Origin of the sequence: Candidatus Nitrososphaera evergladensis SR1, assembly GCF_000730285.1 — an archaeon.
In the GTDB taxonomy this organism is placed as follows: Archaea; Thermoproteota; Nitrososphaeria; order Nitrososphaerales; family Nitrososphaeraceae; genus Nitrososphaera; species Nitrososphaera evergladensis.
The window spans coordinates 977,781-1,003,164 of record NZ_CP007174.1 but is presented as its reverse complement, the minus strand read 5'-3'; the positions used below and the strand labels follow the sequence as shown (position 1 = coordinate 1,003,164).

The window sequence follows — 25,384 nt, the reverse complement described above, 5'->3', positions numbered from 1 at the left end:
AGAGAGAAAGTTACTTTTTCTTCTCTCCCTGACCCTCTATCACTATCATGGTCAGTGTAGAGCGCACCTTGTCTATCTTGCGTACATGCCAGGTGATGGTCTCTCGCAGCTTGTCCATAGTGTCAGAGCGTATCTTGGCGATAATGTCGTACACGCCATACACGCCGCTCACCTCTACTGCTTCCGGCAGCTTTTTCAGGTCCCGGATGATGTCTTCTTCAGAACCAAGGTCGCAGTTGATAAGGACATATGCTGTTGGCATGTCTCCTTTTCGTGACTCAAGTTATTAAACAAACCGCGAGACGCACATGAGAGAGAGATTCTTTTTGCTGCTTATTAACCGGGGCTTGCGAGGAAATGGCATAATGATGATGAAAAAAGTTATCGACCTCACTATGAGCGTGTCGCCGGCAATCAAGGTATTTCCCGGCTCGCTCCAGCCGACATTTGTCGGCTGGTCCAGATTTGACGTGCACGGCTATGACTCTGAGGTGATGCACATGAGCACCCACACAGGCACACACATGGACGCGCCGTCCCACTTTGCGCCGGGCAAACAGGCAATTGACGATATTTCTGCGTCGAGGCTTGTCACGCAGGCAGTACTTGTCAAGGTGCCAAAAAAGGCAGACCAGCTCATCGAGGTAAGCGACATTTCAGAAGAGGTCAGGCAGGGCGACACGGTTGTGTTTGCCACAGGCTGGGAGCGACAATACAAAAACAGCCATTACATGACGAAAAACCCGGGCTTGTCGGGCAAGGCTGCAGCCTATCTTGTAGACAAACAGGTTAACGCCGTGGCAATAGATGGCCCAAGCATTGACGCCGGCTTTGACGTAAAATTCACGGCGCACAACATCCTCTTGCCGTCAGGTGTGCTTGCCGTCGAGAACCTCTGCAACCTTGACAAGATAAAGCAAAAGAGGTTCACGCTGGTAGTTGCGCCGCTAAAGCTGGCTGGCGCGTCAGGCTCGCCCGTGAGGGCGCTTGCGCTTCTCTAGTTGCCGACTATGCCCTGCGCCACGAGTATGGAATAGCAGCCTAGGCCGCACTCTTCGCAGAGCGGCTTTTGCGCCTTTGGATCCGCGCTTCCTATGCAGCAGGGCATCTTTATGCGCCCCATGTGGTCAAACGACATGATTGCCCACGACGGGCAGTCTACAGGAGTGGTCCCAATGCCGCCCCAGTTGCCCTTCATGAGGGAGATCTGCTTTGGAGAGTTTATCACAAAGTCAGGATACTTTTTCTTTAGCGCAATTATCTTGTCCACCACTTCGCTGCGCTTTTCCCCAAAGGGCATAAACAGCGGGTCGCCCTTCGCAAAGGGCGTGTGGAACTGGAACCCTATCTTGTTTACCTTTCCACGCCACTCCTCTGTCAGGTCTTCAACGGTCATATAGTTCTGCGAGTTTATCGTCATGGTTATCCAGATGTCCCTCCATGCGGCCTTGCCCTGCCTGTCCGGCCCGGCGATATAGTCGAGGATGTTCTGTTTTGTCTTGGCGTACGAGCCCTTGCCGCGAATCATGTCGTGGATCTTTTCCGTGCCGTCCATCGAGACCCAGTAGAAGTAGAGGTTGTCAAAGCGCTTTAGCGGAAAAGTGGCGTTTGTCACGACGCAAACTCGCCGGGGCATTTCCTCGCAAAAAGTCTGGATGACGTCTGGGCGCATGGTAGGCTCGCCTCCCACCAGTGTCACGACAAAGAGGTGGTTCTTGTTTATCTTTTCCTTGATTATCTTGCGCCAGTCCTCCGCGGTGAGGTCTTCGCCTTCCTTGCGGTTGAGCCACCAGTAGCAGTGCGTGCAGTGCAGGTTGCAGATATTGTTGACGTCTACAGAGCCGTACATGGGCTGCTTGCTCTTGAAAAGGCGATAAGCGATGATCTTTTTGAAAATGCTGATGTAAAAGGGCATCTCGCGGGCAAGGTCGGTAAAGCCCCTGCCGTAGATTATATCTACCATTATGAGTGTATAAAGAGCGCCACAATTAAAGGTGATGGTGTTTTTGTTGAAATACCATTAAATTAAGCCCAGCGCAAGCGTTACGTGCGGGTGTGGGCCCGTAGCTCAGCCAGGTAGAGTACCGGACTTTTAACTTTCACGTAAGAAAGAAATCCGGTTGTCTCGGGTTCGAATCCCGACGGGCCCGCTTTTTGTCTGGTTCTACTGTTAGCCAGTTGCCGAAGGTAGGGAGGAAGCAGCGAATCCATAATAGTGTAAGAAGCACTCGCGGAGGTAGACCCACCCGATGCCGGTGACTCTCAAAACAGTCCAAGCCAAGATTGACGAGCAGGTACGAAATCGGACTAATGCAAAGCTGATCCATGATTTTGATGCCTTCATGGACCATAATCTCACCTCAGAGAGTTACCGAAAAAACAACCTAAAGGCGGTCACGTACTTTACTGCTTGGCTGTCCAAGACGAGCAAGAGCAAGACGCTTCTTGCAATCAAGGATAAGGAGGATATTCTGAATTTCTTGAAGCAATACAGGGGATCACCTGACGAGGAAGCGTGGAAAACGACGTACAACGACTACCTCAACAGGTTAAAGCACTTCTTCCGCTGGCTTCATAACGTCAGGATTCCCGGCAAGGGGCCCGATGAAGTCCCAATTGAAGACTGGAAAACTCCAGACTTCTGCAAAATAAAGAAAATGCGTACAAAGCGCAAAAGCACCTATGCCATAAGCGAGACTTGGAAGAGAGAAGAAGTACTGGCAATTCTACCATACGAACCTCTAGTACGCAACAAGGCGGCAATTGCCATGCTATGGGATATGGACGGCAGAAACCACGAACTTTGTAAAATGATGAACAAACACGTTCAATACTTTGACAACTATGCACGCGCAGAGATTCCAAGCAATACCAAGACTGGAGGAGGGCCGGTCCTTTTGAGAATGTCTTTCCCATACCTGCTTGCATGGAAGAATGAGCATCCGTTCAAGGACGACCCTAACGCTCCACTCCTTTGCAATATGAAGGGTGGAGAAACGCTCGGAGATCCTCTTGACCCTGACTATCTGTGGAAAATCACGAACAACTTGAGAAAGAGCATCAAGGCCATGCTTGCATCAGGCAAAATCAAGGATGAAAAAGAAGCTCAAAAGCTTGAACTTCTCTTGAAAACGAAAAGGTGGAATCCTTACTGTTTCCGTCATTCCGCAATACGTCATGACGCTACGTACTTGCCTTCTTACGCTCTGACTCAGAAGGTCAGATGGGTTCCGGATAGCAAGCAGGCAGGCCGGTACATGGCAATGACGTTGAGTGAAGAGGTGGAGAAAACAATTCTTGCACACGACGGCATAATTACTCAAGAAGCCGAACCTGCTCCCCTAAATCGCGTATGTCCACGGTGCGAGACTGTAAATGCGCTGGAGTTCAGGCAATGCCAGAAGTGTGGATACGCTCTGACTAAAAAGGCGCTTGAAGAGCAAATGGCCGAAGAAAACAACCTGAAAGAAAGGGTGGCGCAGCTTGAAGTAGCATTGACAAACAGCAAGCAAGAGGCCGTCGCCACATTCTTGCAGATGTGGGCTGAATATGTTGCACCTGTCAAAGGTCGCGACCTGCTCATTGGCAAGTTCCCGCTGCTAACACCTTGTCAATCGACAACAACGGGTGAAAAAGACAAGAAGGTAGACTAGCTTTCCCCTTCTCTCATTTTCTCTTTTTCTGTCCTGACGGTCGCACAGCCCTTGTTTTTTGACATGAACCACGCCCTTTCGGCAGGTGGAAGTGAGAGTCTTCTGCTTCCATTACTGCGTTGTAATTTATACAATAGAACGTACGTCAGATATTGTCCCAAGTCGAACTTGCCTGCGATGGTAGCGCGCCGCTTAAGCAGCGACAAGAACTCTGCCGGCAGGCACAAATCATACACACTAAGATATGCAAGCTCACTTGCTGGCCTGCTTGAATCCTTGTCGTCGTTGTCGCAGTGAGCAAGTCTTGCATACCGCCGCTCAGAACGTGACGTGTTTACAACTTCCTCTTCTTCTTCCTTCTGCTTCTCTGCACTTGGAGCGCTTTGTTGCTCGAAAGGTTGTGGATTCGATTCTTCTTGTTTTTTAGGCCGGCCTGTTGAGATAAGGCATCTATGTATGTATTCGCGTGCTTCATACTCCCTCAGATTGCAAATGTGATCGATGATGCGCTTGTGCGCGTCAGAACCCTTTTCGACTATGCCCTTTGCCGTGAGCATCAGTATTTTGTTTCCATTCAAGCCCTTTTGTTTGGCATAATTCAATACGTCGTCGTCAAGTACTGCAAACTTGAGTAGTTGCCATTGCCGGTTAGCAGCCAGACCCAACTTTTTTTCGATTTCTTTAAAGTGCTCCGGTACAACTATCGCATCTGCCCTTTTCGCCTCGCCGCGATAATGATCTTCATCTAGCCTCATGAGATATTTCAAAGATAACTCTGCAGAATAGCCAGCCGATTCGTATAGAGCAATCAGGGCCCGGCTTTTTTCGATTGGACTAAGGTCTTTGCGGTGCAAGTTCTCTGCAATTGCAAGGACCTTGGCGTCAATGTCGCTTAGGGCAGGCTTGACGATAACCGGGACCTCCTTCAGGCCGGCAAGCATAGCCGCCCTGAGCCTTCTGCCGCCGGCAATGAGTTCAAATCTGCCATTTTCAACAGGTTTTACGATGAGGGGCTCGATTACTCCTGTTTCTCGTACAGAATTGCAAAGTTCTTGAAAAGCAGGGTCGTTAGCCTGCTCGATATCACTGCGAAGCTCGAAAGAAGGCGGCTGGATAGAATCTACATAGACGTACAACAGCTGACTTTGATGCCGTTCTTCTGCTTGCATCAACTCGAACGAGATAAGCGGGGCGCTGTATATAATATTTGAGTCTACTTGTCATAAGTGCCATCATCTCTATATCATAGTACTGACTTGTCATGAATTAGGGGCGACAGGGAATCTCGTATGGCAGTTATCATAATCGTTAAAACGATTCTGGCCCTTCTGGCTATTGGCGTCGCATCGTTCACTCTGACACCTGTCATGTATTCTCTCAAGGAGAACCCCTCCCTATGGACCCACTGCTCCTCTCAGTGTTTGCAGATTCGGGATAACCTATACAACATTTATTTTTACATCCCGGTCGCGCTGGTGGGAGTAGTAGTCTTATTCGCTATAATGAGTGCAAGCAGGCGCGCGCCTGACGAGGTGGCCTAATCATGGCATCATGCTTGGAACTAGCCACCTGTGACCCCTCGACATTCGGCGGCTTGTTTAACTTCTTCACATATCCACTGGAGGTTATCTTCGGTGGTTTCTTTGTAATGATAGCATGGGGAATCATTCTAATGATAATTTTCCTACGCACGCACAACCCCATGCTGACATCATTTGTTGGGCTGTTCATCGCTTCATTTTTTGTCGGAACTGCAACTTTTGCCACGCCTGCAACGGCAGGAGCGACTAACGTGGCGTGGCTGCTCGTTGCAATAAGCATGGGTTCAGTTTTATATTTCCTGATTAGATCTAAAGCCCAAAACCCTTCCGGAACTTAGTTCTATGTCTATAGGTGCCGTCACTTGTCATAAGTGGCATCATCTCTATATCCTAGTCTTTCGCAGCTTTGACCACGGATGGCTCAGGCCCTTGCTGAAAGCGTCTCTGTCGCTCAGTTGCTGGAGCGTCTTTGCAAGACAGAAGATACTTGGCGCAATTATACAGGTGCAGTCGAAGGTTTTATCGAATATCGGAATGTTGACAGCTGGGCGGATCTCCTGCAAGGAGAGCCAAAAGTCATTGAAGATTCTATTATTGCCTATTTTCAAAAACTAGAAGATGACGGGCTTTCTCCCTCCTATAAGAACGTCATCAGGGCCGGCTTGCAAAAGTTCTATGTCAGCCAGCGCGCCCGCCTTGATTGGGACTACATAAAGAGCCAGATTGTTTCAAAGAATCCTGACAGCGTAGGACTCGACCGCGCATACACAAAAGCAGAGATTGCCCTCCTTTTGAAACATGCAGATCTAAAGCTCAGGGCAACAATCCTCCTCCTTGCAACCACCGGAATGAGGGTTGAGGCGCTTTGCGAGCTGAAGTACAAGCATCTCCGACCTGTTCTGAAGTTTGATTTATTGTACATCAAGATCTACGCGGGGACTAATACAGAGTATGACGCGTTCGCTTCAAAGAATTGCCTTGCAGCAGTACGGGCTTGGCTGCAGTCTTTGAAGGAAGAGATAGGCAGGGAGCTCTCTGATGAAGATTATATCTTTCCCGGCAATGAAACAGGAGAGCACATCACCAAAAAAGCGATTGAAAGCGCAATAGTCAGGCTGATCAAGAAGGCAGGTATTGCAAGGGAGAAGATAAGCAAGAGACGGTACGACATAGCGCCTTGTCATTCTTTTAGAAAGTACTTCTCCTCAACGCTGGAAAGTACGCACATGCCTCACGGATTGAAGGAGGCACTTATGGGTCACTTTTCAGGTGTTCAGGGTCGGTATCGCAGGCCTCCAATACAGAAGCTGTTGATGGCATACGTCGAATATGGTGGAGTGCTTGATATACAATGAAGGAAGAGACAGTGATGGAATACTTTGCTAAAGTGAAAGAGGCACTGGACGCACCTTCACATCTGTACGAACTTGACATCAATTCCTTGTTTGGACCTCCTGTTCTAAGACAGGCAGAGAAGCCGAAGAAGATGATCAAGTGCCCGCACTGTAACTGGGACTTTGCGCCCGACAGTTAACGCTGTTGCTGGTCATCTTGGCCTTGCGTGGAGGCCACATTTCTTTCAGAGAGAATATATCATGAAATGGAAGGGAGCGACAGTGGGATAACTTCATTTTCAAGCAGTACTATGCAGGAATCGCGAGATCTCAATCTGCAATGTCAAACACTCTTGACCAAGTTATCGCCAAAAGCTCTCTATAGTAACTGTCTTACATAAAACTTATGTATAATATCCCTTAATAGGGTACTACTATGTCTCTGAACTATAAATTGATAACTTTGTTCGTGCTAATAGCTATAATGCTATTGGCAGTTCAGATGCAATCTGCATTTGCCACTACAAATCCAAACAAGAGGTCAGATAGGCAAATGCATGGTGTACTAACGTGGGGAAACAAAGGAACTGTAGCAAAGGCGACATCCACACTGACTGACCAAGCCAATGTATCTTGGGCCAAAGCTTTTACTGGCGAGTTTATCCTAACGTGGGACAGCTTCGGAAATGGCGTTGTTGGAGCAGGCTGGCTGCACTACAAAGATAACAGCAACAATATACACAACAGCATGGCATCATACTACTACGATGTATTTCACGGTACTACGGGTCTAGGCTTTGCCGGAGAAGAAGGCGGAAGCGCATTTTCAGCACTTACGCTTAGGGGCACATTTGATTCGATAAACAATTGCCGAAATTGGAGCATAACACTCGGAACATCATACTCTGAAAATAGATGCATCAGTAGCTTTGATAGTGGTCTAGGAGAGGTCTGGTCAATTTCCAATAGTGGCAGCAATACATTCCTGTCTGGTACAGAGTATGCAGGGCTACAGTACTATCCTGCTACAGGTGGTGGAGCAGCCAACTGGAGTTCTTCGTCTGCTTCAGAATACTGCTGGGACGATTCTCCATTTGTTACCAACCTCGTAACTGACAGGAATAATTGGAATGTTTCGCCTCCGGGGTCTGGCACGGCTTGTGATCTTGATGCACGCCAATTCACAAGCGCCAAGCCCATCCTTCCTTAGAGTAATAAGAATGGTGAGAGAGAAAAAATGCAAAAGAAAACAACAACAATCGTAATGGCTGCGCTCATAGCATGTGTTGTAGCTATAGGTGCAATTTACGCAAGCAACAATTTGGCTTTGCAGCCAAATGGTACAGGTTCCAAAGCAGTAGGCAGCGACTTTCAGACAGTCAGCGCAGAGCAATTCTGTCAGACAAGAGAAGAAGCATTAGCCAAGACCGAAGGAAAGATACAGGTTAAGGAGCCGACATACCTTCCAGCAGAATACAAGTTCGTATGCGGAGATGGTAGTCCGGATGTAGTGCTCATGTTCTACGGAGGTGGCAGACCGCTTGAGAAATCTCAACTAAATAGGAATGGCCTGATAGAAAGTGGCGCTGTCCTCGTAGCTACCAAACATGCTGAGCCGGATATACCAGATAGAAAAGCCGAGATCGAAGCTAGCTTCCAAGGCGTCAATCCAGACCTAAAGACTCGAATAACTGAAATCAATGGAAATGTCGCTGCGGTGAGAGAACAATGCCAAGATTGTGGAAAAGGCTTCCTGACCTACGAAAATGGCACGACGGTGCAGACTGGAAGTTTTGGTCTTACGTCTATCATAGTATTCTATGATGGGAACCAAAAGTACCTGCTAGAAGCATACATGCCTTCAGATGAGCTGGAGAAGATAGCCAAGTCCCTAGTTTGAAAAGACTAGATTCCTCTTCTTTTTTATGCATTATTTTTTCTACGATTACTCAATGGCAAAGAGACTGGTTGTACAGGGCATGTACGTCTAGAGGGTACCCTCGGGGGTACCCTCGGCCTTCTATAAACGCCCGTCCAAGACTTGTGTGGGAAATTCTCGTGTGTATCAATAGCGATTGATGAGCTCTCTTGTAAACGTCATAGGACTTGCTCGTTAGCTGGCTAGACGATAAATAATCTGTAAAAGGGCTGCGGGTAGACTTGCAAGATTTTCAACCGTCCAAATACATCGACTTTAGAGAAAATTAAGAAAATGCGCATCTTTGAGCACAGTTTTTTGCCCCTTATTATAAGAATAGATATTTTATATTTTAGTAAGAATAATCAATGCAAGCAGGCGCAAGTACGAAGTCATCGCAGGAGGGCGCAGGTTCCGCGCTAGTTGTGTTGCAGGACTAAAAGACGTGCCAGCAATAGTCAAGGCGAACGCGGATGACAGGCAGGTGCTTGCATGGGCCATAATCGAGAACCTGCAAAGGAAGGACCTGACTGACAGAGAGACGGCGCACGGGCTGAAAGAGCTGTACGCTGCCCACGGCTATGATGTCAATACGGCTATTCAGAATCTCCACATAATTAATAATGCGGAGTCTGACAATTCGAGGACGACTCGTCCTCAAAAGGACTTTCTCTCCATCTCAAAACAGGTCGGCCTTTCAGCCAAGCGCCAGCGCGAATACCTGCAACTCGTACGCGACATCCCTGAAGAAGTGCTAAACCACGCAGAGAAGCAAGGTCTCAGCATGGAAAAGAAGCAGCTGCTAACCCGCCCAAAGGTCATATTCAGTTTTTGATGCGGGATTCATTCCCGCAGATTAATGTCTGGCATCAAGTCTATATCGTACGTCCACTTATGACAAGTGAAGTATGTCAACCCTAGCTGAACGTTATGCAGCCTTTCAGCAAGCAAACCTTGCAGCGCAACAGCAAGCGATACAGACAGGCCAGCAGCAACAGATCACCTCAAGCAGGGACGCGTCAGGCAACGTCTCTTTTGGTTATTCTCCGACAGGAGCACCGGCTTCTCCTCCTACCGGCTCTACACCATCGCCCATAGGGCGCATAGACAGGGGCGCAGGTGGCGGTGGTTCTGGTGGTAGCCGTGCAAGTAAGACTATAATCGATGTCGGAAACGAATTACAGGTCAGACAAGAACAGGAGCAGGCCGCACGACAAGCCGCAGCAGGAGCGGCGCAAAACAGGTCACAAGGATCGAAGCCGGGAATGGTTGATTACTACCGTCAACAGATTGAACAATCGCAGGTTGCAGCCGAACAAAGACGGATGGCACAACAGACGACGATAACTGTCCAGCATCCACCCGAATACATAGGACCGTACTCGCGCACTTCACCGGGACCGATGGGCTTTGATCCTTTCAAAAATGCCCGTTTTGAATATGATGAATCCGGCAAGGTGAAAAACGTCACAATTGGCGCTCAAAGCGATATTGGCTTTGACGCAAAGGGCATTGTCAAACTTGAAGAGAAAGACGGGCAGCAGTACGCGGTTTATCAGCCTACAGAGGCAGAAACAAAGCGCTTTTACGGTTACAGTGAAAGTCTGACGCTGCCGGTTGGAGCAATGCAGACTTTACTTTACGGAGGCTTTCAGGCTGCGAACAGGGCCGCACAGGAGCAAGCTCTCGCAACCGGAAAACCCGTCACTTTGACCGCTGATAAAATCAATGAGCAGGCGCTAGCCATGGTAAAACCCGGAGGCAAGTACGAATCCGGCATACCAATACAACAGGATCAGGGTGATTATCAGCGCTGGGCCTACGACGTGGTTAAATCTGGCCGGAATCCACCAAATGAACTAAAAACATTCGGGACGCTCACTGTACAAGAGGCAAGAGAGAAGTTTGCCGGACACAATGCGCGCAATTTTCAGAGATATTACATCGACCCCGCGACAGGCCAGCCGGTGGATCCTTTTCATTCTTACGCGCAGCAACAGGCCGCGAACGAGCGATGGGCGAACCAAGTGCAAAATGCCGACTGGTCGGCTGCATATACTGCTCAGCGCGCAGGAATGAGACCCACGAACCCGTTTGCTCTGGAAATGCGCAATGCTGCGGGATTTTATGGCTCTATGCAGATTGTCGGTCAGTACAGGCCGCACAGTGCAGAAGGCAAAGAACCGCTCGTAAAAGATGCTCCGGCACCGACGCCCGGCTTTTTTGGGCCGGTAATCGATGCGGCCAAGGGAACTAAGGTGGAGGCAGAAAATCTAGTGGCGAACTTGGCGTATGGCGCGCAGGGCGTGGCCGCATTACTCGCGCCTCGTCAGATACCACGCCGTACACTCGACCTAGAAGGAAACGAAATTTCTAGAAACATCCCTAAACCGCCGGAGCTAAAGTCGGGAGTCGGTACAGATCTTAGTAGCTTGGCTATTCAAAGCGCCTATCAGCTTGCAACGACAGGAAAAACAGACGTAAAGGCTGCAGATCTTCAAAAAATCGGCGAGAACATCATAAAGAACATCCCGTACGCTGCGGGCAATCTTGCCCTTGAAGCTCTGAGCTTCATAGGTCCCGGCCTTGTGACAAAAGGCGCGAGAGTTGCACAAGTTGGCACTACTGTTAGCAAAGCTGAGGAAATAGCCGCGATGGCTGCAAAACGAGTAGGATACCAAGAAACTACCGTACAAGCGCTAGGAAAAGCAGAAACTCCTCTCACAAGAGGCCCATTTGGCACGTTTTGGCGGCCACTCTGGGAGTCGGGACGCGTCATCTATCCGAAGATGGAAATAACAGGCGAGGCTGCAACCCTAGCTGCGGGCAAGGTTCAGCTGAAGGTGCCAACAATGCCAGAGGCCTTTGCGATAAGGGCCGGTGCTGATGTAACAGCGCCTACAATTGGAAGAATATTGCCTCGCGCTGGAGAGGTTAGAATAGCTACTGCTCCACTTTCAGAAGAGCAGAAGATCGCTTTGCGTGGATTTGAACAGCCCAAAGTCGGGCAAGGTCCGCCTGCTCCGCGTACTTTGCAACCTGGAGAGCTGGCCGCGAAGGACATTAAGGACTATTATGGTAGAGGCTTTACCGGCGCTGTCGCTGGCAAGATTCTGGGTACGGACGCGAGAGTAGCAACTGAAGCAGCAGACATTTCACTTCAAAAAGCGGCGGTCTCTATCACGGGCAAAACACCCAAGCTTGGCGAGTTTGGCCTTGATCTTGCAGAGCAGCTGCCACAGCGCACAGTGCGAGCAAGCCCGTTGATCCCGGTATCAAGCGATGTTCCGTTATGGAGCCGGGTCACTTTCGACCTCAAAGAGGTGAAAGCGGCTGCTAGTGCACTTGCAAAGCGTGCGTCGCAAGTACGAGGAGCAGAAGAAGCGCTAAAGGACCTTCCAGGTACGAGCGCAAATAAAACTATGAGGCCATTCGACTTTACACCGGCCGCGGAGGTAACGAAGATCGGCAAAACGTCTCTGACCCCGCTAGAACGTGCTGATGCTTTCACCTTCGACGCGAGCTTGCAAGAAGAAGCAAGCAAAGCGGCTGAAAAATCGCTAAGTAATGCGCTAGGAGCGTCAGCCGCTGCTGCTTTGGCAGCGTCTAGTGCAGCTGGCGGTTTTGGCTATGCTGCCGCCGCTGCTGAAACAGGTCCGCAGCAGCAAGAGACAATCACAGATCTCGCGCAGGTGGTCGCTTTTCCAGCGCCTTCTTCTTCAGGCCGGGGCCCGCCCTCCATGGGTGAGATTTTCACTAATCGCGTTCAGATGAACCTTGCAAAATTTGTAGACAACAAGCCCGGTCAAGCAGTAGAACAAGCGCGTAAAGCATCTGAAAATATGATTAATGCGCTAGCGAAGATGCAAAACTCAAAGGGCACTGAAAAGCAGATCGCAACTCAACAACTGCTTGGCAACTTGAAACTTGAAGGGGAAAGCGACCTCGATAGAGCACTTCGCAAAAATATACGCGAGACGGCGATCGAAAAGCGGGGTTTGCAGCAGTTGCAGACACCGGTAGAGAATAGCCAGCGATTTTTGAAGCAAATCACAAATTTTGGTGAAAGTCGCGATACTGGCAGTCTCATCCGCTCTCAACAGACGCAAATACCAGTGCAGACGCCGGCGGAACTTTTCAAGCTTCAACAACAGCTTGCTACTCGCTTTGACTTTCACGGCCTGCCTCGAGTACCACCTGAGAGGCGGCCGCCTGACTTTCCCCCGTTCTTTTTGCCTGAGACAACAGGCAAGTATGCGAGGGCGTCAAGAAGAGAGCAAAGCAATTACTTTGAGAGGCTATTTGCAGTACCAGACCCACTCGTCGCGGTGTTCGGTACGAAACAAGCAAAGCGGCTGCCCGGCTATAGAATGGACGATTATGGAGATTATCTAAGAGAATTTCTGCCCGGTAGCAAGAAAAGCAGGAGTAGGAGGCGGCGATAGGTGGACAAGGATGAATTTATCAGAAGAGAACGCGAAGGCGATGAAAAACGACGAAGCAAGATGTTCAAAGAGCGCTTTCCACACATACCGGTCGATAAAATCAAAGGCAGTCTGACCCGTGAAAAACTAGATGAAGCAGGAGAGCGCGTTCGCATAGCCGGCGAGCGCGTACGAGGAGCAATTCAAAAGGCCGCGACTTATCAGCCATCTGAACGAGTCGAACGCGCAAAAGAGGCCGCAGTCGAGGTAGCTAGCACTATCAGAGAAGAGCTTCAAGAGGCCGGCGATTATTATGCCGGCCGCGGCGGAGGTGGAGGAAGAGGCAGAGGCGGCAGGAGATCAAGAAAAGGAAGAAGGGCAAGGCACAGTTATCAGGATGCTGAAACTCAGAGTGTCGATGATTATTATGTACAGCAAAATATTGCAAATTACGCTGCGGCCTTTAGCCCTCCTGCTTTTCGACTTGACTGGCAAGGCCGACCGACCGGCAGGCGCTTTGAGTCCGATGTCTCGTACGAAAGTGTGTGGCGCTCTGATGAACCTGCACATAGTGATCATCTTTTCAGTAGCAACCCGGCTGCAGGTTATCTCATCAATTTCGATTTCACTGCACGCCGGAGCAGCGGAAAAAAGAGTAAAAAGAGCGATGATCTAATCGGCCGGTGGTTTTACTAAAAGCGCGGGCTAGAGACGATTCTTAGTAATCGTCTATTGGCGCAACTATTTTTCCACGCATGACGTTCGCGCAGCGTCCGTGGTAATTTTGCATGATTCCGATAATTTTACGACCACCGATCGTGACTATATCATAATCATTTATTTTGTAATTCTTCACGAGCTCTTCTATGGTACCATCAAATTCCCTGCCTTCACTATACCGATAATCTTTATTCAGTCGCCGACCGCACCACGCGCATTGCTTCTCGGGGTCGAATTTTTCAACAACTGTGCCGTTTCCCAATTCAAACTTTTTCTTTTCTCCTCCGAAGAGGCGCATATATGTATGAATCTTATAGAAAGTATGTTAAAAGCTTGTCGCCCACTGCTATAGTAGAGGTGACGACCTCATATTGCCATGATTTTGAGCGTCAACCCCACGCGCGGCCGGGTCCTTACCCGTCTTCTGCAGACAGGACAGTACAAGACAGACTTTGCACATAGCAGCTCGCACGTCTTGCAAAAATTATGAAGGCGATAATCGACCCTCAAACTTTGTTGCCGCCCTCCTTCGCTGCCGTCTCGCCAACAGGCTTTCCAAGCCCTCCGCCAAGTTCGACCTGCTTGTGTTTCATTGACCATTCAGCTATGACTGCCTTGCCGGGATGTTTTTGCACCGCGTGACGCTCTAGTTCGTCATATGTCTTACAGTCATAGTTGCAAAGAGGGCAGATAAATTGCCCTTCCATGTAGGCCAAATTTCTTTCAGCCATACTTTCAGAACCGTCACTGAAAGAAAATTGTGATCCATGTATAGGCTTATTTCTTTCATTGTCGCTGTCGCTGAAAGAAAAATGGCCCCCTCTTAAGGCAATAAATTGATCAGACTTGAACCATGCGAACTCTTCTTTCAGTGTTATCTTCCACTCATGATTTGAACCGTCCTGCTCCTCATGGACTAAGCCTAGCGCCTTGAGCTCAGTCATGGTCCGTCTTGCTGTCGGATTTGTTGTGTTCAATCCCTCTGTTATGTCAGTAGTTGTTAGTACTCCATCATGGGCCAGTAGCAGGTCAAAAATTGCGACTCTTTCAACCGGTGCAGTCGATAGCACAACATTGATCAGGGAAGCAATATCTGAAAGGTTGATGCATGTCCGGCCTTGTGCAAGCGCATGGCCCTTTGATAGGTTGTACAATAAGGTGATGGCTCTACTTGGCTCTTCGATAGTCGGCAATGAATAAGCGTAGTTTGCGCCTTCAGTGCCTGAAGTTTCCCATGTCGGAATGACGCCACGCAGCCGCCCTAACAGTTTGGCAAGTCGCACTATCAGTTTTAGATCATCCTGTCCTGCATTTTCCATCTTCATTTTTGGCACACCTGCAACAAGTTCCATTGCCGGACCTCTCTCAAAAAATGAAAGATAGTCTGACATTGCATCCACAAGGGCATTACGTTTAACTGGATAATCATCAAGGATTAGTGCCTTGACGTAATCCTCTTCACTCTTATCGTCTGCTTTGAGTCTGAAAAAGTACAGTTTCGGCCCAAGTGTGCCAAGCAGCTTGTGCACCCGTCTCGGAACCTCGACGCCTGCACCTATCCACGTAAACATGTACTCGCCGTGGTAGCCTCTTGACCCTTGTGCGCCGCTGTCGCTCGTATAACCATGACCGTCAAGTATGCGCGTGATTATGCCGAATAGCTCCGTTAATTCCTCTTCTCTTTTGGTAAATATTGGTGAAAGTTCTGGCGTCAAGAATGTGCTATCTTTGATTTTTGGTAGCAAGTCGATCTCCTTCAGCTCCTCTTCTGTGAACCCAGAATAATGAGAGACGAAAGCCTTCGGTGTGAATGCGTCGCTGTACTTTGTAAATGCTGCATCCCTGAAAAGTTCGATGATGAACGTCTTCCATGAGCTAGGCCTACCAAGTATGACACCAAAAAATGGCAATGTGCAGTTTTTGATGTGCAGGATCATCTTGACAGATAGCGCAAAGTCAAGGCCCGGCCAGATATGGGGAGATAGGGCATCCGCCTTTTCTTTGACCTTGTTGTATTTTTCAAAGAGTTGTTTTTGCCAATCCTCAAATGAAATATCAAGCTTCTTTATCTCACGAGTTACAACCAGATCCTTTTTCTTGGGCTTTTCTTTTCTTGCTCGTTCTCGTTCGTAATCTTGATAGATTTGCGTCAGTTGTATCTCGATACTGTTTTTCAGATATTCAAGCTCAGTTTTATCTTCAAAACCCTTGTCAAGTAGGGCGCATTTTTCTATCAGCGCCTTGAATGTCTTATCCTTGTCGCGCGGCTTGAACGTGACACTTGCTTTTGTGCCATCGATGCAAACAATATTGCCCTCTCGGTGAATTGTTACTTCAAGTGTTGCCACGATGATCATCCTCTTTCATAGTGGTCGCGGACCGGTGCAAGTTTTTCATCAATGCGCTTAAGGAGCTCTGTCTGTAGTGTCGTGTTTTTGACTATTGCGTGCAAGCAGGTCAGGGTTTCATTTTTGAAATCCTGCTTTCTGTCTGCTTTTTGCTTACGATTTACGAAAGTCAAAATGCGGCCGTCTTTTGCATACACGATTCTATACCAGTAGATGTAAGGGCCGTCAGTCATCGTCCTGCCAGTTTGAAACGCGCCTTTAGCGTCTTGAATCTTGCTTGCCAATTCAGGATATGCGTTTGCGAAATCATCCGATAGCACGCTCTCGTAGTCCCTGAAAGCCCGCCATATTACAGGGGAAGATTTAACAACGTCTTTTTCGTTATCTATCATAGCGCTCTACCTCAGTAGGAGAGTGAACTTGAAGGGCCTCAGTTGGTAGCTTAGTGCCCTTCAAGTTTTTTTGTATTTTTACGAGGCGACGGCAGTCGGGACAGGTGGCGTATTCACTATTGCCGCCGGAATAAACCCACTTTTTTCCACAGTGGCCGCAATGCAATAGCACGCCTTGATTTCGAGTTACGGTCGTTTGTGCCATTACTAATAATAATAAGCCAAGTGCTTTAATACTTTGCGTAAATTACAATATTGTTTGTTTGTTTATGCAGTTTATGCTCTACCCCAGTACAATAAGCGCAAATTCTCTACTTTGGTGAATTAGTATTTGCATTTTTTGTAGAAGATTTCTATATGTAGGATGTGTACGGCTCACTTGTCACAAGTTTGAAATATTGGGGTAGAGCACTCCCGGCCAATTGGCGGAGAAGAAGGAGGCGCAGTCCTACCTTACAAACTACGGGTACAAGACAATCAACCTGCTGGCGTCAACGGTGGACACGCTAAAGGCAGAGTTTCAAGCTTTTCAGAAGGAGATAGGAGAAGTCTATGGAAACCCGCTGATTTCCGATTATCTTGACCTGCTTGTAAAACTGTACATAAATAGGCACAACCTGCCCCGCCTCATGCTCGTCAGCAAAGGCCCGGGACGGGTGGTAATGTACGATACGCGGGCGCAGGTTCCTATAGCGATCTCTTTAGACAAAAAGGGCAACCTCTCCTGTACGAGAGTGCAGGCGCTGGATGAATATGTGAGATTTGCAAAGAAATATGCTCCTGAGCTCTTTGCGACATATGAGAGAACTAAAGCACGCAAGACTCGAGGTCAGGGCAGGTCAAAGAAGGCTTAGGACTGCCGTCTATCTATAACACGCGGCATCAGCGTGAACATCTGCTGCATTATTTGCAATTTGTTCTGTTGCTGCCATCATATATCCAAGGGTCAACGGCTCGCGATGATGCGTTAGATTCCATGCTGCTACTATATCATATAGATAACTTCCAACAATATAGGGCGGCGGTGCAATCTTTTGAGCATCTTTCAGTGCGAAATAAGTAGTAGCGAGCGCGTATCTGAAACTGGCAAAGAAGTAAACGAACTCCTGTATCGTGACTATGCTGTTAATTTTCATAATCACGTTCGCGGGTAATTTGTCAGTTATCACACCAGGTACATCCTCCTCGTTTGCAAAACTCATCAGATAGAATACAAGAAAGAGAATAACCAAATCCATTACAAATCGCGCGTTACCTAGATGATTTTCACTGTGAGGACGTTTACTAATGGACTTGGTATATCCAATCCATCCAGAAATTATGATGATGTACGCCAGCATCAGCCCTGCACTTCTTAGAATGTTATCCCATGAGGAAAAGACGTTTTCAATGGGAATAAGTAGATGACTAGCAACTTCAAAGCTAAGTGTAATTATAACGGCATATATCGTATGAACTGCAAAGGGGTAAAATTCCTGGACTGTCTTAGGAAGCACTATTCACTATACCGCCGTTCCGTCTCGTAGAAAAAAGGATCAGGTTATTATCTTTTTATGCAGAAAACTTTTCTAGCTTTAACTTTATCTCCCTAATTCAACAAGCCATGACCCTGATTCAACGCGGGAGGAAAATCACCCGCATATTCAACAGTGTATAAAACTAAGTTATTCGACTGTACACGCTGACAAAGACGTTCACGATAGCTTATACGTCCATTTTGTTGTGATACTCCGAATAATTTGCGTGAGCTGAGTCATTCTTTAGTTCTAACTTGTCCACCATGTCCACCCATTGGAACGTGTCTACTCTCCATTAAAAAAGAATAATTATTCTATAACCTTATATCATTCCGCCAGTTTTCAAATAATGATGTTCCACAATGCCGAAAAAGAATACGATGCACTGTGGAGCCAGACAAGAAACTATTTCTTGCCAGTCCGTCAAGGGGTTCTACCCAAAATCATGCCAACTCGCATGATGCAATCCCGACGGGCCCGCCATAATAATAGTTCTTTAAAGCGGCTTCAGAGACTATAACGAGTTAGAGGTAGTAAAGTGTTCCACCTTGTGCTCCATGATTAATTGAGAACACAATCGCCTGTACGATGAATAGTAATAAAAATCGTCAATAGCCGAGATCAGGCAGACTATCTAGCATCCTCTTTTTCCCTTGTACGAACATGTCAAAGGGTCGCAGATATGCAGATTTTTTCTTGGGAGATGACGTATGTAGTCTTCCAGATGTGGTAACGGAGTTTAAATGACAAAGCCCTCTCCTTAAAGCATTAGGACATTATCCACAGATTCAGTCATGTGTCATTATCGCTCTTATTCCACATGATGGTTAACTAAGAGCTGATCGTAGAACCTTACGGACTTGACATTGACAAATTCTAGCATCCCATACCTGGACAATTCTCTGCCAAAACCGCTTTTCTTAATTCCGCCAAATGGTACCCTAGGATCAGAAACTACTACATTGTTAACAGTTACCATTCCTGCTTCAACAAGATTTGATAGTCTTTCTGCCTTGGCGAGATCTTGGGTCCAAATGCTGGCTCCAAGCCCAAATTCTGAATCATTTGCAAGTCTTACCGCCTCCATTTCATCCTCAACGATTGTTATGGGAGCAACGGGGCCAAATGTTTCCTCGCGGGACACTCGCATACTAGAAGTCACATTCTTGAGCAGAGTTGGCCGATAAAAGTAACCCTTTTCACCTATTTGCTCTCCGCCTGTAAGAACTTCGGCGCCGTCCCTTACTGCCTCCTTAATCACGCCGTCGATATTTTGAAGCCCTTTACTGCTTGCCAATGGACCTATGTCAGTCCCATCGGATAGAGGATCTCCCACCTTGAGCTTCTCTGTCTTTTGGACAAATTTTTCAACAAACTCATCGGCGACCTTCCTTGTCACAAAGAATCGCTTTGTTGCAATGCAGCTTTGCCCACAATTTATGAACCGTCCTTTAACCGCACCGGTGGATGCTTTTTCAATGTCAGCATCTTCGCAAACTATGAAAGGATCACTTCCACCTAACTCTAGCACAGATTTTTTTAGCTGTGACACGGCCCTCTGACCCACCTTGGCGCCAACCTCTACACTGCCGGTAAATGTCACCCCGTTAACGTCTGAATCAATTAGTTCTTCAGCTACACCAGAGTCTCCAGTTAGCGTTTGAAAGACGCCTTCTGGCGCGCCGATTCTTTGAAAGGTTTTCTCTATTTCAATACCGCATTGAAGTGTCGCGCTTGCAGGCTTTAGGACAACAGTATTTCCAGCCATAAGACAAGCAGATGCGAACCTTAATGCTTGCCAATATGGAAAGTTAAATGGCATGATGCTGCCTATCACGCCAAGAGGTTCAAACTTTATGGCGCTCTTGTTGGCGTCGGTGTTGACAGACTCGGGATTTATAAAAATCCCTCCATTATAGCCGTAAAAATCCATTACCCATGCACATTTCTCGACTTCAGATCGTGATTCTTTTATCGGCTTGCCCATTTCCCCTGTCGCGGTTCTTGCAAGTTTTTCTTTGTTTTTACGAAAGTCTGCGGCAAATTGGTGCAGTACTTCACTTCTCTTGTGTACATCTTTTCTCCATTCCAAAAATGCGTCTTTAGATTTCTTGGTAATTTTAGATATTGTTTCTTTGCTCATGCGCTCATATTCAGCAAGAACTTCTCCGTTGGAAGGATTGATTGTTTTTACTACCGCTGCCACAGGTTTATTTGCCTCGGCGGTCATGCCCATATTATATTCTCTTACGTGAGTCAATTATTTTTGCAGCGCTGCAATAAGTCTGTAATTAGTGAGATCTGTATCGGCGGCGCAGGTTTGATCGCATTTCCTTTCCATGAAATAGTCGCCTTTGCTCTAATGTTTTTCAGTACGCAGAAGCACTCTGCCGTCTCGGCCACCTCCAAGGTCAGTGAATCTTCTTCAGTCTTGCAACATTTGACTAAAGATATCTCTTGATGTTTTTAACGAACACAAGTGATCAAGCTCACCAGCATTTCAGGCTTTGCCAAGAAAGCCGTTCTTTGTCAGAAATGGCTTGTCGAACCATGATTTGTAATGCGGCAAAATATTCCTTGTTTTTATGAAAAAGAGGCGCGATTGCCCAAAGTCATTGGAAACATCCTGACTATTTCTTCAAGTGATGCAATAAGACCTTACCTCCATCATGCAAGGCGCTATTAATCGAGGCAATTCGTGCCTCTTCTTCAAGAATGAGTCTCTATTCCTCCTGCAAAGCACCACGGGTGTGGCCACCGCAGGACACAAACGGGCCGCTCTCCACGTCTCAACACATGATATACATATCTCCTCTATCGTGCTGTCTCAAGATATACACTTTTAGCGTCTAGTCTTGAATAACCGGATCTATGTCCGAAAATTTTGGGACGGGAGGACAATCTGCGACGACGACCAATCATCAAGTCGAGAGGCCGGCGGGCATCATTTCTAAACAAGAGCTGCCAACAGATGAATCATTTGGCGCGTTGGAGCCTGTCGCTTACTTTGATGGCGCAATGCCAACCGGCGTTACGGTATCGCAGAAAGGGCGCATCTTTGTCAACTTTCCAAGGTGGGGCTACGATGTCCCGTTCACGGTCGCAGAAATACGCGGCGGCAAGCCGGTCGCCTACCCCGACGAGGCAGTAAATCAAAGCCGCTTAGATGATCAGGCAGCGGCGTTTATCTCAGTGCAATCGGTCGTCATCGACCCGGCGGATCGCTTGTGGATTCTAGACACGGGCAGCCCGATGTTTCAGCCGACAAAATATGGCGGACCAAAGCTAGTATGCGTCGATTTGGCAACAAACAGGATCATCAAGAAAATTCTCTTTCCACAGGAAGTAGCTCTACCAACTACCTACCTCAACGATGTGCGCTTTGACCTTCGGCGCGGAAATGAAGGGATGGCATTCATCACAGATTCTGCAGATACGGGCCCAAACGGGATTATTGTGGTTGACCTTGAGGATGGCGAGAGCTGGCGCAGGCTTCACGACCACCCTTCTACCAAGGCAGAGGGGTTACAAGGCTTTCTTCCGATTGTCGAAGGGCGACCCTTTTTAGAACATCAACAGGACGGCTCAGTAAAGCCGGGTGCGGGTATGGGAGCAGACGGTATCGCAATCAGTGCAGACGGAACGCGTCTGTACTACTGTCCACTTGGCAGCCGCAAGCTCTACAGCGTGATGACGGAAGCACTCGCTGACAGGGAAGTTGACGACAGCGTGACTGATGAGGGAGACAAGGGAGGCGCTGCGGATGGGCTAGAGTCCGATGCGGCCGGATACATATACTCCACTAACTACGAGCATAATGCGATCCTGCGGAGGCGTTTCCCAGAAGGACAATGGGAGACCGTGGTCCATGACGCTCGCCTGCGCTGGCCGGATACGCTCTCGCTTGCAACCGATGGCTACCTTTACGTCACAGCAAACCAGTTGCACAGACAAGCACGCTTTCACCAAGGACGCGACTTGCGCCGGAAGCCATATGTGCTATTTCGTATCCACGTCAACGCGCAGCCGGTCATGTTGAAGAAATAGCAGTAGTAAAAAAAAGGTGGCTCTTCAGCATTGCCGCCGTCACAAAATGGCAACAAAAACGATGATGATAACAACGATCACAAAAATAATAATAACAACAACGCCCCCTCCAACTCTTCTTCTACCAGGCCGCCACCTGCAACAAAGATTCCTCGCCGCGCCTGGGAGGTAACTGCAATTTTAAGCTCGGTTGCTACAATGACCATGTATGCAGAAACGATGTTGATACCGGCTATTCCGGGCTTGATCAAGGATTTCGACATTTCCTACAGCACTTCTTCTTGGATTCTTGCAACATATCTGGTGTCAGCGGCAGTCATGACTCCAATCAGCGGGAAACTGTCAGACATCTATGGCAAGAAGAAGGTACTGTTAGCAATAATGATAATTTATACTGCCAGCGCTTCGCTAGGGGGTTTTGCAAACAGCATATCGTTCTTGCTTGCAGTAAGGGCGCTTCAGGGGATAGGCCTGTCGATGTTTCCTATCGCGTTTAGCATGGCAAGGGACCAATTCCCGCGGCAGAAAGTTGCCATAGGCCAAGGAATCATTTCATCCATGTATGCGTCAGGCGCGGTAATAGGCCTGGCAGTAGGTAGTAGCATAATTCAGCAGTACGGCTGGCAGGCCACCTATCATTCGCTAATACCTGTTGCGGCAATCCTGACTATTGTAATATGGAGATTTATTCGTACAGAAGATGAGTATAATCTAATACCTCTACAAGAGCTCCAGAGGAAACAAATTGGAACAACAACGTCAAGTGCGGAAAATACCGGCTTGGCAGATAATGATGATTATAGCAGTGGCAGCAATAGAGGCAGAAGACGGCGGCAGCAACGGTACGGTGGCGACGGCGATGATGATGATAAAAACAAAAGAAAGACGAACAACGCCGTTGAAATTGCGACGGAAAAAAATGTTCGTCTGGATGTAAAAGGCGCAATAACGTTGGCGTTGACAATTACCTCTTTTCTTCTGGCAATCACGTTTACGGAGCCCGGGTCGGTTCCGGCGGCTTACGCGCTAATCCTAATCGCGGTCTTCCTTGCATTAGGGACTACTTCGCTCGTGCTTTTTGTAATCTTTGAAAAAAGGGTAAGATCACCACTTTTGGACTTAAGCCTCTTTTTGAACAAGACCATGCTTCAGGCGAACATCCTGATCTTCACCCTCGGGTTCTCGATGTTCACGGTGTTTCAAACTATCCCAGTACTTGTAGAAAACCCAAAGCCAGTGGGGTTTGGAGGGAATGCAATAAGTGCTGCGATGGTCCAGCTCCCTTTTGCCATAATACTGCTTGTTTTTGGACCGACGTCTGGATTTATCATATCAAAGATTGGCTCGAGGATACCAATTATTGCAGGCACTTCTATTAGCACGCTGGGATTTTTCTTGCTCTATTTGCTGCATTCAACGGAACTTTTGGTATCTGCAGCCCTTGCAATCCTAGCCGTAGGAATATCACTAACAAACGTGGGAGCTGTAAACGTAGTCATACTATCCACTCCAAGACAGAACAGCGGCATATCCTTGGGAATGGCAATGCTCTTGAGAATTATAGGAAGTGCCATAGGGCCAGTCGTCGCTGCAATGTTTATGGATTTGTACAGCTATTCAGCTGCCATTAGTGCAGCAACACCAGAAGCATCAGCAACAACAGCAGCTATCCAAGCGAATTATCCGTCAGCAGAATCGTACAACCTGATATACCTTACATGTACATTATTAGCTCTATTTTCTCTAGGCTTTGCCATTATGCTGGCACGAAAAAGTCCAAAGTGCCAAAACCACTTGCCAAAAGAACGGGGCGAGATGCAAGGAGCTATTGCAGAGGCGATCAAGTGTGAAATACTGAGCTGGCCCGGTGTGACATCACGGCCGCACGGCTTTGGTGGCGTTGAATTTCGTGTAGGAACCAAAGAAATGGGTCACTTGCATGGACAGAATATGGTGGATCTTCCGTTATCCCCTAGCGCGGCAGCAGCGGCTCAGGCTGCCAGCGGCGGCAACAACAACAACAGCTACGGCAATAAACTCGTCGAGCCACCTAGAGAACTGGAAAGTAACAAGAGAGAGGAAGAAAAATCGTCGTCATTATCACCATCGTTATTGCCACTACATGACGTATACCCCGAGTCCAAGTGGATCAACTACTGGATAAAAGACAAAAAAGATGTGCCTCAAGTGATATCTCTCTTCAGGCTGCAGTATGACAGGCTAACAAAGGCAGGAAATTAAGATATATTGCATACCATTTGCGCGTCTCACCTGAGAGAGACATTGATGAAACGAGATGCTATCGCTACCGGTGACGCCGATATGATATAATAACATCATCGTCATGGGTTTAGGACGCCTCTTCCGATTATTTTTCCATCCTTCATCATTTGCAGCGCTTCGGTTGCCTGCTCGAGTTTGAATTTGTGCGAAACTATGGGTTTTATGATCCCTCTTTCGGCCAGTGACACCAGCTCGCTCAAGTCTCTTAGATTCCCTGTATATGAGCCAATCAGCTTGTGCGCCCGGGTAGGCATTGAAACTAGGTTCAGCTTCAGTTCGCCTCCGAAAAGTCCCACTAGAACCACCTTGGCCCTTCTTCTTAGCATCTGCATGTCTGTTTCCACCGTCTTTGATGCATTAACAAAGTCGATTACTGCATCCGCACCCAATTTGTCGGTCAACTCCATCACCCTTTGCATTGGATCGTCCTTTTTGGAATTGATGATCATGTCTGCGCCGTTCTTTCTTGCAATCTGCAGTTTGTCGTCATCTATGTCCAACGCGATTATGCGAGCGCCCGTAAGGGCTTTAGCCACTTGAATGGCCATTAGCCCAAGTCCGCCAGCGCCAACTATGACTACATTGGAATCCGGTTCTAGTGCTGCATTCCTTACTGCCGTGTACGCCGTTAGCACAGAGCATGACAAAACTGCTGCCAAATCAATATCTAGCCCATCACGTATCTTTATCAGATACCGGTGGCTGGGAACAAGCACGTACTCTGCGTAGCCACCCTCCGTATAGATTCCGAGAGACCTTGGCTTATCGCATAAATTCTCTTCTCCTGCTCTGCATGCGGGGCAAATGCCGTCGCCGATCCAGGGATATACAATTACTCTATCTCCCTTGCTAAAGCCTTCGGCTGTTTCGCCCATGGTCTCAACAACACCTGCGATCTCGTGTCCAGGAGTCAACGGATATCTTACTCCTCTATCAGTGGCCTTTAGGAACTGGCCTTCAATGCCTTCATATCCACCTTCCCACAGGTGTATGTCGCTGTGACAAACTCCTGATGATGCAATTCTAACCAATATTTCAGTGCCTTTAGGTTTAGGCACCTCAAGTTGTTGAATCTGCAACGGTTCATTTACATTGACGATTCTTGCTGCTTTCATTGGCACACACATTGTAAATGATGTGACTATTTCTTTAAACAGTTTAAGTCACGACATTGTCATCTTTAGAAATCTGAACAAAAGTTCAACAT

General features: G+C 47.8%; 22 protein-coding genes and 1 tRNA gene. 14 read left to right on the top strand and 9 right to left on the bottom strand.

Features of this window, described 5'->3' with window-relative positions; translation table 11 throughout:
* Window positions 1–10 precede the first annotated feature (10 nt).
* A complete protein-coding gene (locus NTE_RS05215; RefSeq protein ID WP_148700053.1) occupies window positions 11–262 on the bottom strand; it encodes an Lrp/AsnC ligand binding domain-containing protein in 252 nt (83 codons plus the stop codon).
* A gap of 103 nt (window positions 263–365) precedes the next feature.
* Here NTE_RS05215 and NTE_RS05210 point away from each other — a divergent pair, with 103 nt between their 5' ends.
* Window positions 366–1,001 (top strand): cyclase family protein, encoded by a 636-nt coding sequence (locus tag NTE_RS05210; protein ID WP_226987192.1) that lies wholly within the window; start codon window positions 366–368, stop codon window positions 999–1,001.
* On the opposite strand, the gene NTE_RS05205 is transcribed toward NTE_RS05210, so the two are convergent.
* On the bottom strand, window positions 998–1,963 hold the full coding sequence (locus tag NTE_RS05205; protein WP_148700052.1) for a radical SAM protein: 966 nt from the start codon (window positions 1,961–1,963) through the stop codon (window positions 998–1,000). The two genes, NTE_RS05210 and NTE_RS05205, sit on opposite strands and share 4 nt — an antisense overlap.
* Window positions 1,964–2,057: 94 nt before the next feature.
* Here NTE_RS05205 and NTE_RS05200 point away from each other — a divergent pair.
* Together NTE_RS05200 and NTE_RS05195 are read left to right on the top strand one after the other, a co-directional pair.
* A tRNA-Lys gene (locus NTE_RS05200) sits at window positions 2,058–2,150 on the top strand.
* 99 nt (window positions 2,151–2,249) lie between these two features.
* On the top strand, window positions 2,250–3,653 hold the full coding sequence (locus NTE_RS05195; RefSeq protein ID WP_148700051.1) for a hypothetical protein: 1,404 nt from the start codon (window positions 2,250–2,252) through the stop codon (window positions 3,651–3,653).
* On the opposite strand, the gene NTE_RS05190 is transcribed toward NTE_RS05195, so the two are convergent.
* Window positions 3,650–4,822 carry a ParB/RepB/Spo0J family partition protein gene (locus NTE_RS05190; RefSeq protein WP_148700050.1) on the bottom strand — a complete coding sequence of 391 codons (1,173 nt, stop codon included), beginning with the start codon at window positions 4,820–4,822 and terminating at the stop codon, window positions 3,650–3,652. The genes NTE_RS05195 and NTE_RS05190 overlap by 4 nt on opposite strands.
* Before the next feature lie 374 nt (window positions 4,823–5,196).
* Here NTE_RS05190 and NTE_RS05185 point away from each other — a divergent pair, with 374 nt between their 5' ends.
* The 8 genes from NTE_RS05185 (at window position 5,197) to NTE_RS05150 (ending at window position 13,566) form a co-directional block, all read left to right on the top strand.
* A complete protein-coding gene (locus NTE_RS05185) occupies window positions 5,197–5,532 on the top strand; it encodes a hypothetical protein (protein WP_148700049.1) in 336 nt (111 codons plus the stop codon).
* A gap of 78 nt (window positions 5,533–5,610) precedes the next feature.
* Window positions 5,611–6,549, top strand: a complete 939-nt coding sequence (locus NTE_RS05180) for a tyrosine-type recombinase/integrase (RefSeq protein WP_148700048.1) — start codon at window positions 5,611–5,613, stop codon at window positions 6,547–6,549.
* A complete protein-coding gene (locus tag NTE_RS05175; RefSeq protein WP_148700047.1) occupies window positions 6,546–6,728 on the top strand; it encodes a hypothetical protein in 183 nt (60 codons plus the stop codon). The genes NTE_RS05180 and NTE_RS05175 overlap by 4 nt, the downstream gene beginning before the upstream one ends.
* A gap of 236 nt (window positions 6,729–6,964) precedes the next feature.
* Window positions 6,965–7,738: a hypothetical protein gene (locus NTE_RS05170; RefSeq protein ID WP_158385140.1), complete on the top strand. Its 774-nt coding sequence runs from the start codon at window positions 6,965–6,967 to the stop codon at window positions 7,736–7,738.
* A 27-nt stretch (window positions 7,739–7,765) separates the two neighbouring features.
* Window positions 7,766–8,428, top strand: a complete 663-nt coding sequence (locus NTE_RS05165; protein WP_148700045.1) for a hypothetical protein — start codon at window positions 7,766–7,768, stop codon at window positions 8,426–8,428.
* 358 nt (window positions 8,429–8,786) lie between these two features.
* Window positions 8,787–9,281, top strand: a complete 495-nt coding sequence (locus tag NTE_RS05160) for a ParB/RepB/Spo0J family partition protein (RefSeq protein ID WP_148700044.1) — start codon at window positions 8,787–8,789, stop codon at window positions 9,279–9,281.
* Window positions 9,282–9,354: 73 nt separating this feature from the next.
* Window positions 9,355–12,891 (top strand): hypothetical protein, encoded by a 3,537-nt coding sequence (locus NTE_RS05155; RefSeq protein WP_148700043.1) that lies wholly within the window; start codon window positions 9,355–9,357, stop codon window positions 12,889–12,891.
* A complete protein-coding gene (locus tag NTE_RS05150) occupies window positions 12,892–13,566 on the top strand; it encodes a hypothetical protein (protein ID WP_148700042.1) in 675 nt (224 codons plus the stop codon). It abuts the gene before it with no gap.
* 22 nt (window positions 13,567–13,588) lie between these two features.
* Here NTE_RS05150 and NTE_RS05145 read toward each other — a convergent pair whose 3' ends face one another.
* From NTE_RS05145 to NTE_RS05135, 3 genes are all read right to left on the bottom strand, one after another.
* Window positions 13,589–13,888: a hypothetical protein gene (locus tag NTE_RS05145; RefSeq protein ID WP_148700041.1), complete on the bottom strand. Its 300-nt coding sequence runs from the start codon at window positions 13,886–13,888 to the stop codon at window positions 13,589–13,591.
* 208 nt (window positions 13,889–14,096) lie between these two features.
* Entirely contained in the window at window positions 14,097–15,938 is a 1,842-nt protein-coding gene (locus tag NTE_RS05140) for a helix-turn-helix domain-containing protein (protein ID WP_148700040.1), read from the bottom strand.
* A gap of 5 nt (window positions 15,939–15,943) precedes the next feature.
* On the bottom strand, window positions 15,944–16,330 hold the full coding sequence (locus tag NTE_RS05135; RefSeq protein ID WP_148700039.1) for a hypothetical protein: 387 nt from the start codon (window positions 16,328–16,330) through the stop codon (window positions 15,944–15,946).
* A 422-nt stretch (window positions 16,331–16,752) separates the two neighbouring features.
* On the opposite strand from NTE_RS05135, the gene NTE_RS05130 reads away from it, so the two are divergent.
* Window positions 16,753–17,184: a hypothetical protein gene (locus tag NTE_RS05130; protein WP_148700038.1), complete on the top strand. Its 432-nt coding sequence runs from the start codon at window positions 16,753–16,755 to the stop codon at window positions 17,182–17,184.
* Between the two features lie 9 nt (window positions 17,185–17,193).
* On the opposite strand, the gene NTE_RS05125 is transcribed toward NTE_RS05130, so the two are convergent.
* Together NTE_RS05125 and NTE_RS05120 are read right to left on the bottom strand one after the other, a co-directional pair.
* Window positions 17,194–17,826, bottom strand: a complete 633-nt coding sequence (locus NTE_RS05125; protein ID WP_148700037.1) for a hypothetical protein — start codon at window positions 17,824–17,826, stop codon at window positions 17,194–17,196.
* A gap of 832 nt (window positions 17,827–18,658) precedes the next feature.
* Window positions 18,659–20,077 (bottom strand): NAD-dependent succinate-semialdehyde dehydrogenase, encoded by a 1,419-nt coding sequence (locus tag NTE_RS05120; protein WP_148700036.1) that lies wholly within the window; start codon window positions 20,075–20,077, stop codon window positions 18,659–18,661.
* A gap of 641 nt (window positions 20,078–20,718) precedes the next feature.
* Between NTE_RS05120 and NTE_RS05115 the strand changes: the two genes are divergently transcribed.
* Both NTE_RS05115 and NTE_RS05110 read left to right on the top strand, forming a co-directional pair.
* Window positions 20,719–21,894: an L-dopachrome tautomerase-related protein gene (locus NTE_RS05115; protein WP_148700035.1), complete on the top strand. Its 1,176-nt coding sequence runs from the start codon at window positions 20,719–20,721 to the stop codon at window positions 21,892–21,894.
* Window positions 21,895–21,924: 30 nt separating this feature from the next.
* On the top strand, window positions 21,925–24,135 hold the full coding sequence (locus tag NTE_RS05110) for an MFS transporter (RefSeq protein ID WP_148700034.1): 2,211 nt from the start codon (window positions 21,925–21,927) through the stop codon (window positions 24,133–24,135).
* 101 nt (window positions 24,136–24,236) lie between these two features.
* Here the strand turns inward: NTE_RS05110 and NTE_RS05105 are convergent, their stop codons facing one another.
* Window positions 24,237–25,292, bottom strand: coding sequence for an alcohol dehydrogenase (locus NTE_RS05105; RefSeq protein ID WP_148700033.1), 1,056 nt, complete (start codon window positions 25,290–25,292; stop codon window positions 24,237–24,239).
* Window positions 25,293–25,384 lie beyond the last annotated feature (92 nt).

Coding starts and splice junctions, on each gene's coding strand:
- NTE_RS05215 (WP_148700053.1), bottom strand. CDS start 262: ATGCCAACAGCATATGTCCTTATCAACTGCGACCTTGGTTCTGAAGAA.
- NTE_RS05210 (WP_226987192.1), top strand. CDS start 366: ATGATGATGAAAAAAGTTATCGACCTCACTATGAGCGTGTCGCCGGCA.
- NTE_RS05205 (WP_148700052.1), bottom strand. CDS start 1,963: ATGGTAGATATAATCTACGGCAGGGGCTTTACCGACCTTGCCCGCGAG.
- NTE_RS05195 (WP_148700051.1), top strand. CDS start 2,250: ATGCCGGTGACTCTCAAAACAGTCCAAGCCAAGATTGACGAGCAGGTA.
- NTE_RS05190 (WP_148700050.1), bottom strand. CDS start 4,822: ATGCAAGCAGAAGAACGGCATCAAAGTCAGCTGTTGTACGTCTATGTA.
- NTE_RS05185 (WP_148700049.1), top strand. CDS start 5,197: ATGGCATCATGCTTGGAACTAGCCACCTGTGACCCCTCGACATTCGGC.
- NTE_RS05180 (WP_148700048.1), top strand. CDS start 5,611: ATGGCTCAGGCCCTTGCTGAAAGCGTCTCTGTCGCTCAGTTGCTGGAG.
- NTE_RS05175 (WP_148700047.1), top strand. CDS start 6,546: ATGAAGGAAGAGACAGTGATGGAATACTTTGCTAAAGTGAAAGAGGCA.
- NTE_RS05170 (WP_158385140.1), top strand. CDS start 6,965: ATGTCTCTGAACTATAAATTGATAACTTTGTTCGTGCTAATAGCTATA.
- NTE_RS05165 (WP_148700045.1), top strand. CDS start 7,766: ATGCAAAAGAAAACAACAACAATCGTAATGGCTGCGCTCATAGCATGT.
- NTE_RS05155 (WP_148700043.1), top strand. CDS start 9,355: ATGTCAACCCTAGCTGAACGTTATGCAGCCTTTCAGCAAGCAAACCTT.
- NTE_RS05145 (WP_148700041.1), bottom strand. CDS start 13,888: ATGCGCCTCTTCGGAGGAGAAAAGAAAAAGTTTGAATTGGGAAACGGC.
- NTE_RS05135 (WP_148700039.1), bottom strand. CDS start 16,330: ATGATAGATAACGAAAAAGACGTTGTTAAATCTTCCCCTGTAATATGG.
- NTE_RS05120 (WP_148700036.1), bottom strand. CDS start 20,077: ATGACCGCCGAGGCAAATAAACCTGTGGCAGCGGTAGTAAAAACAATC.
- NTE_RS05115 (WP_148700035.1), top strand. CDS start 20,719: ATGTCCGAAAATTTTGGGACGGGAGGACAATCTGCGACGACGACCAAT.
- NTE_RS05105 (WP_148700033.1), bottom strand. CDS start 25,292: ATGAAAGCAGCAAGAATCGTCAATGTAAATGAACCGTTGCAGATTCAA.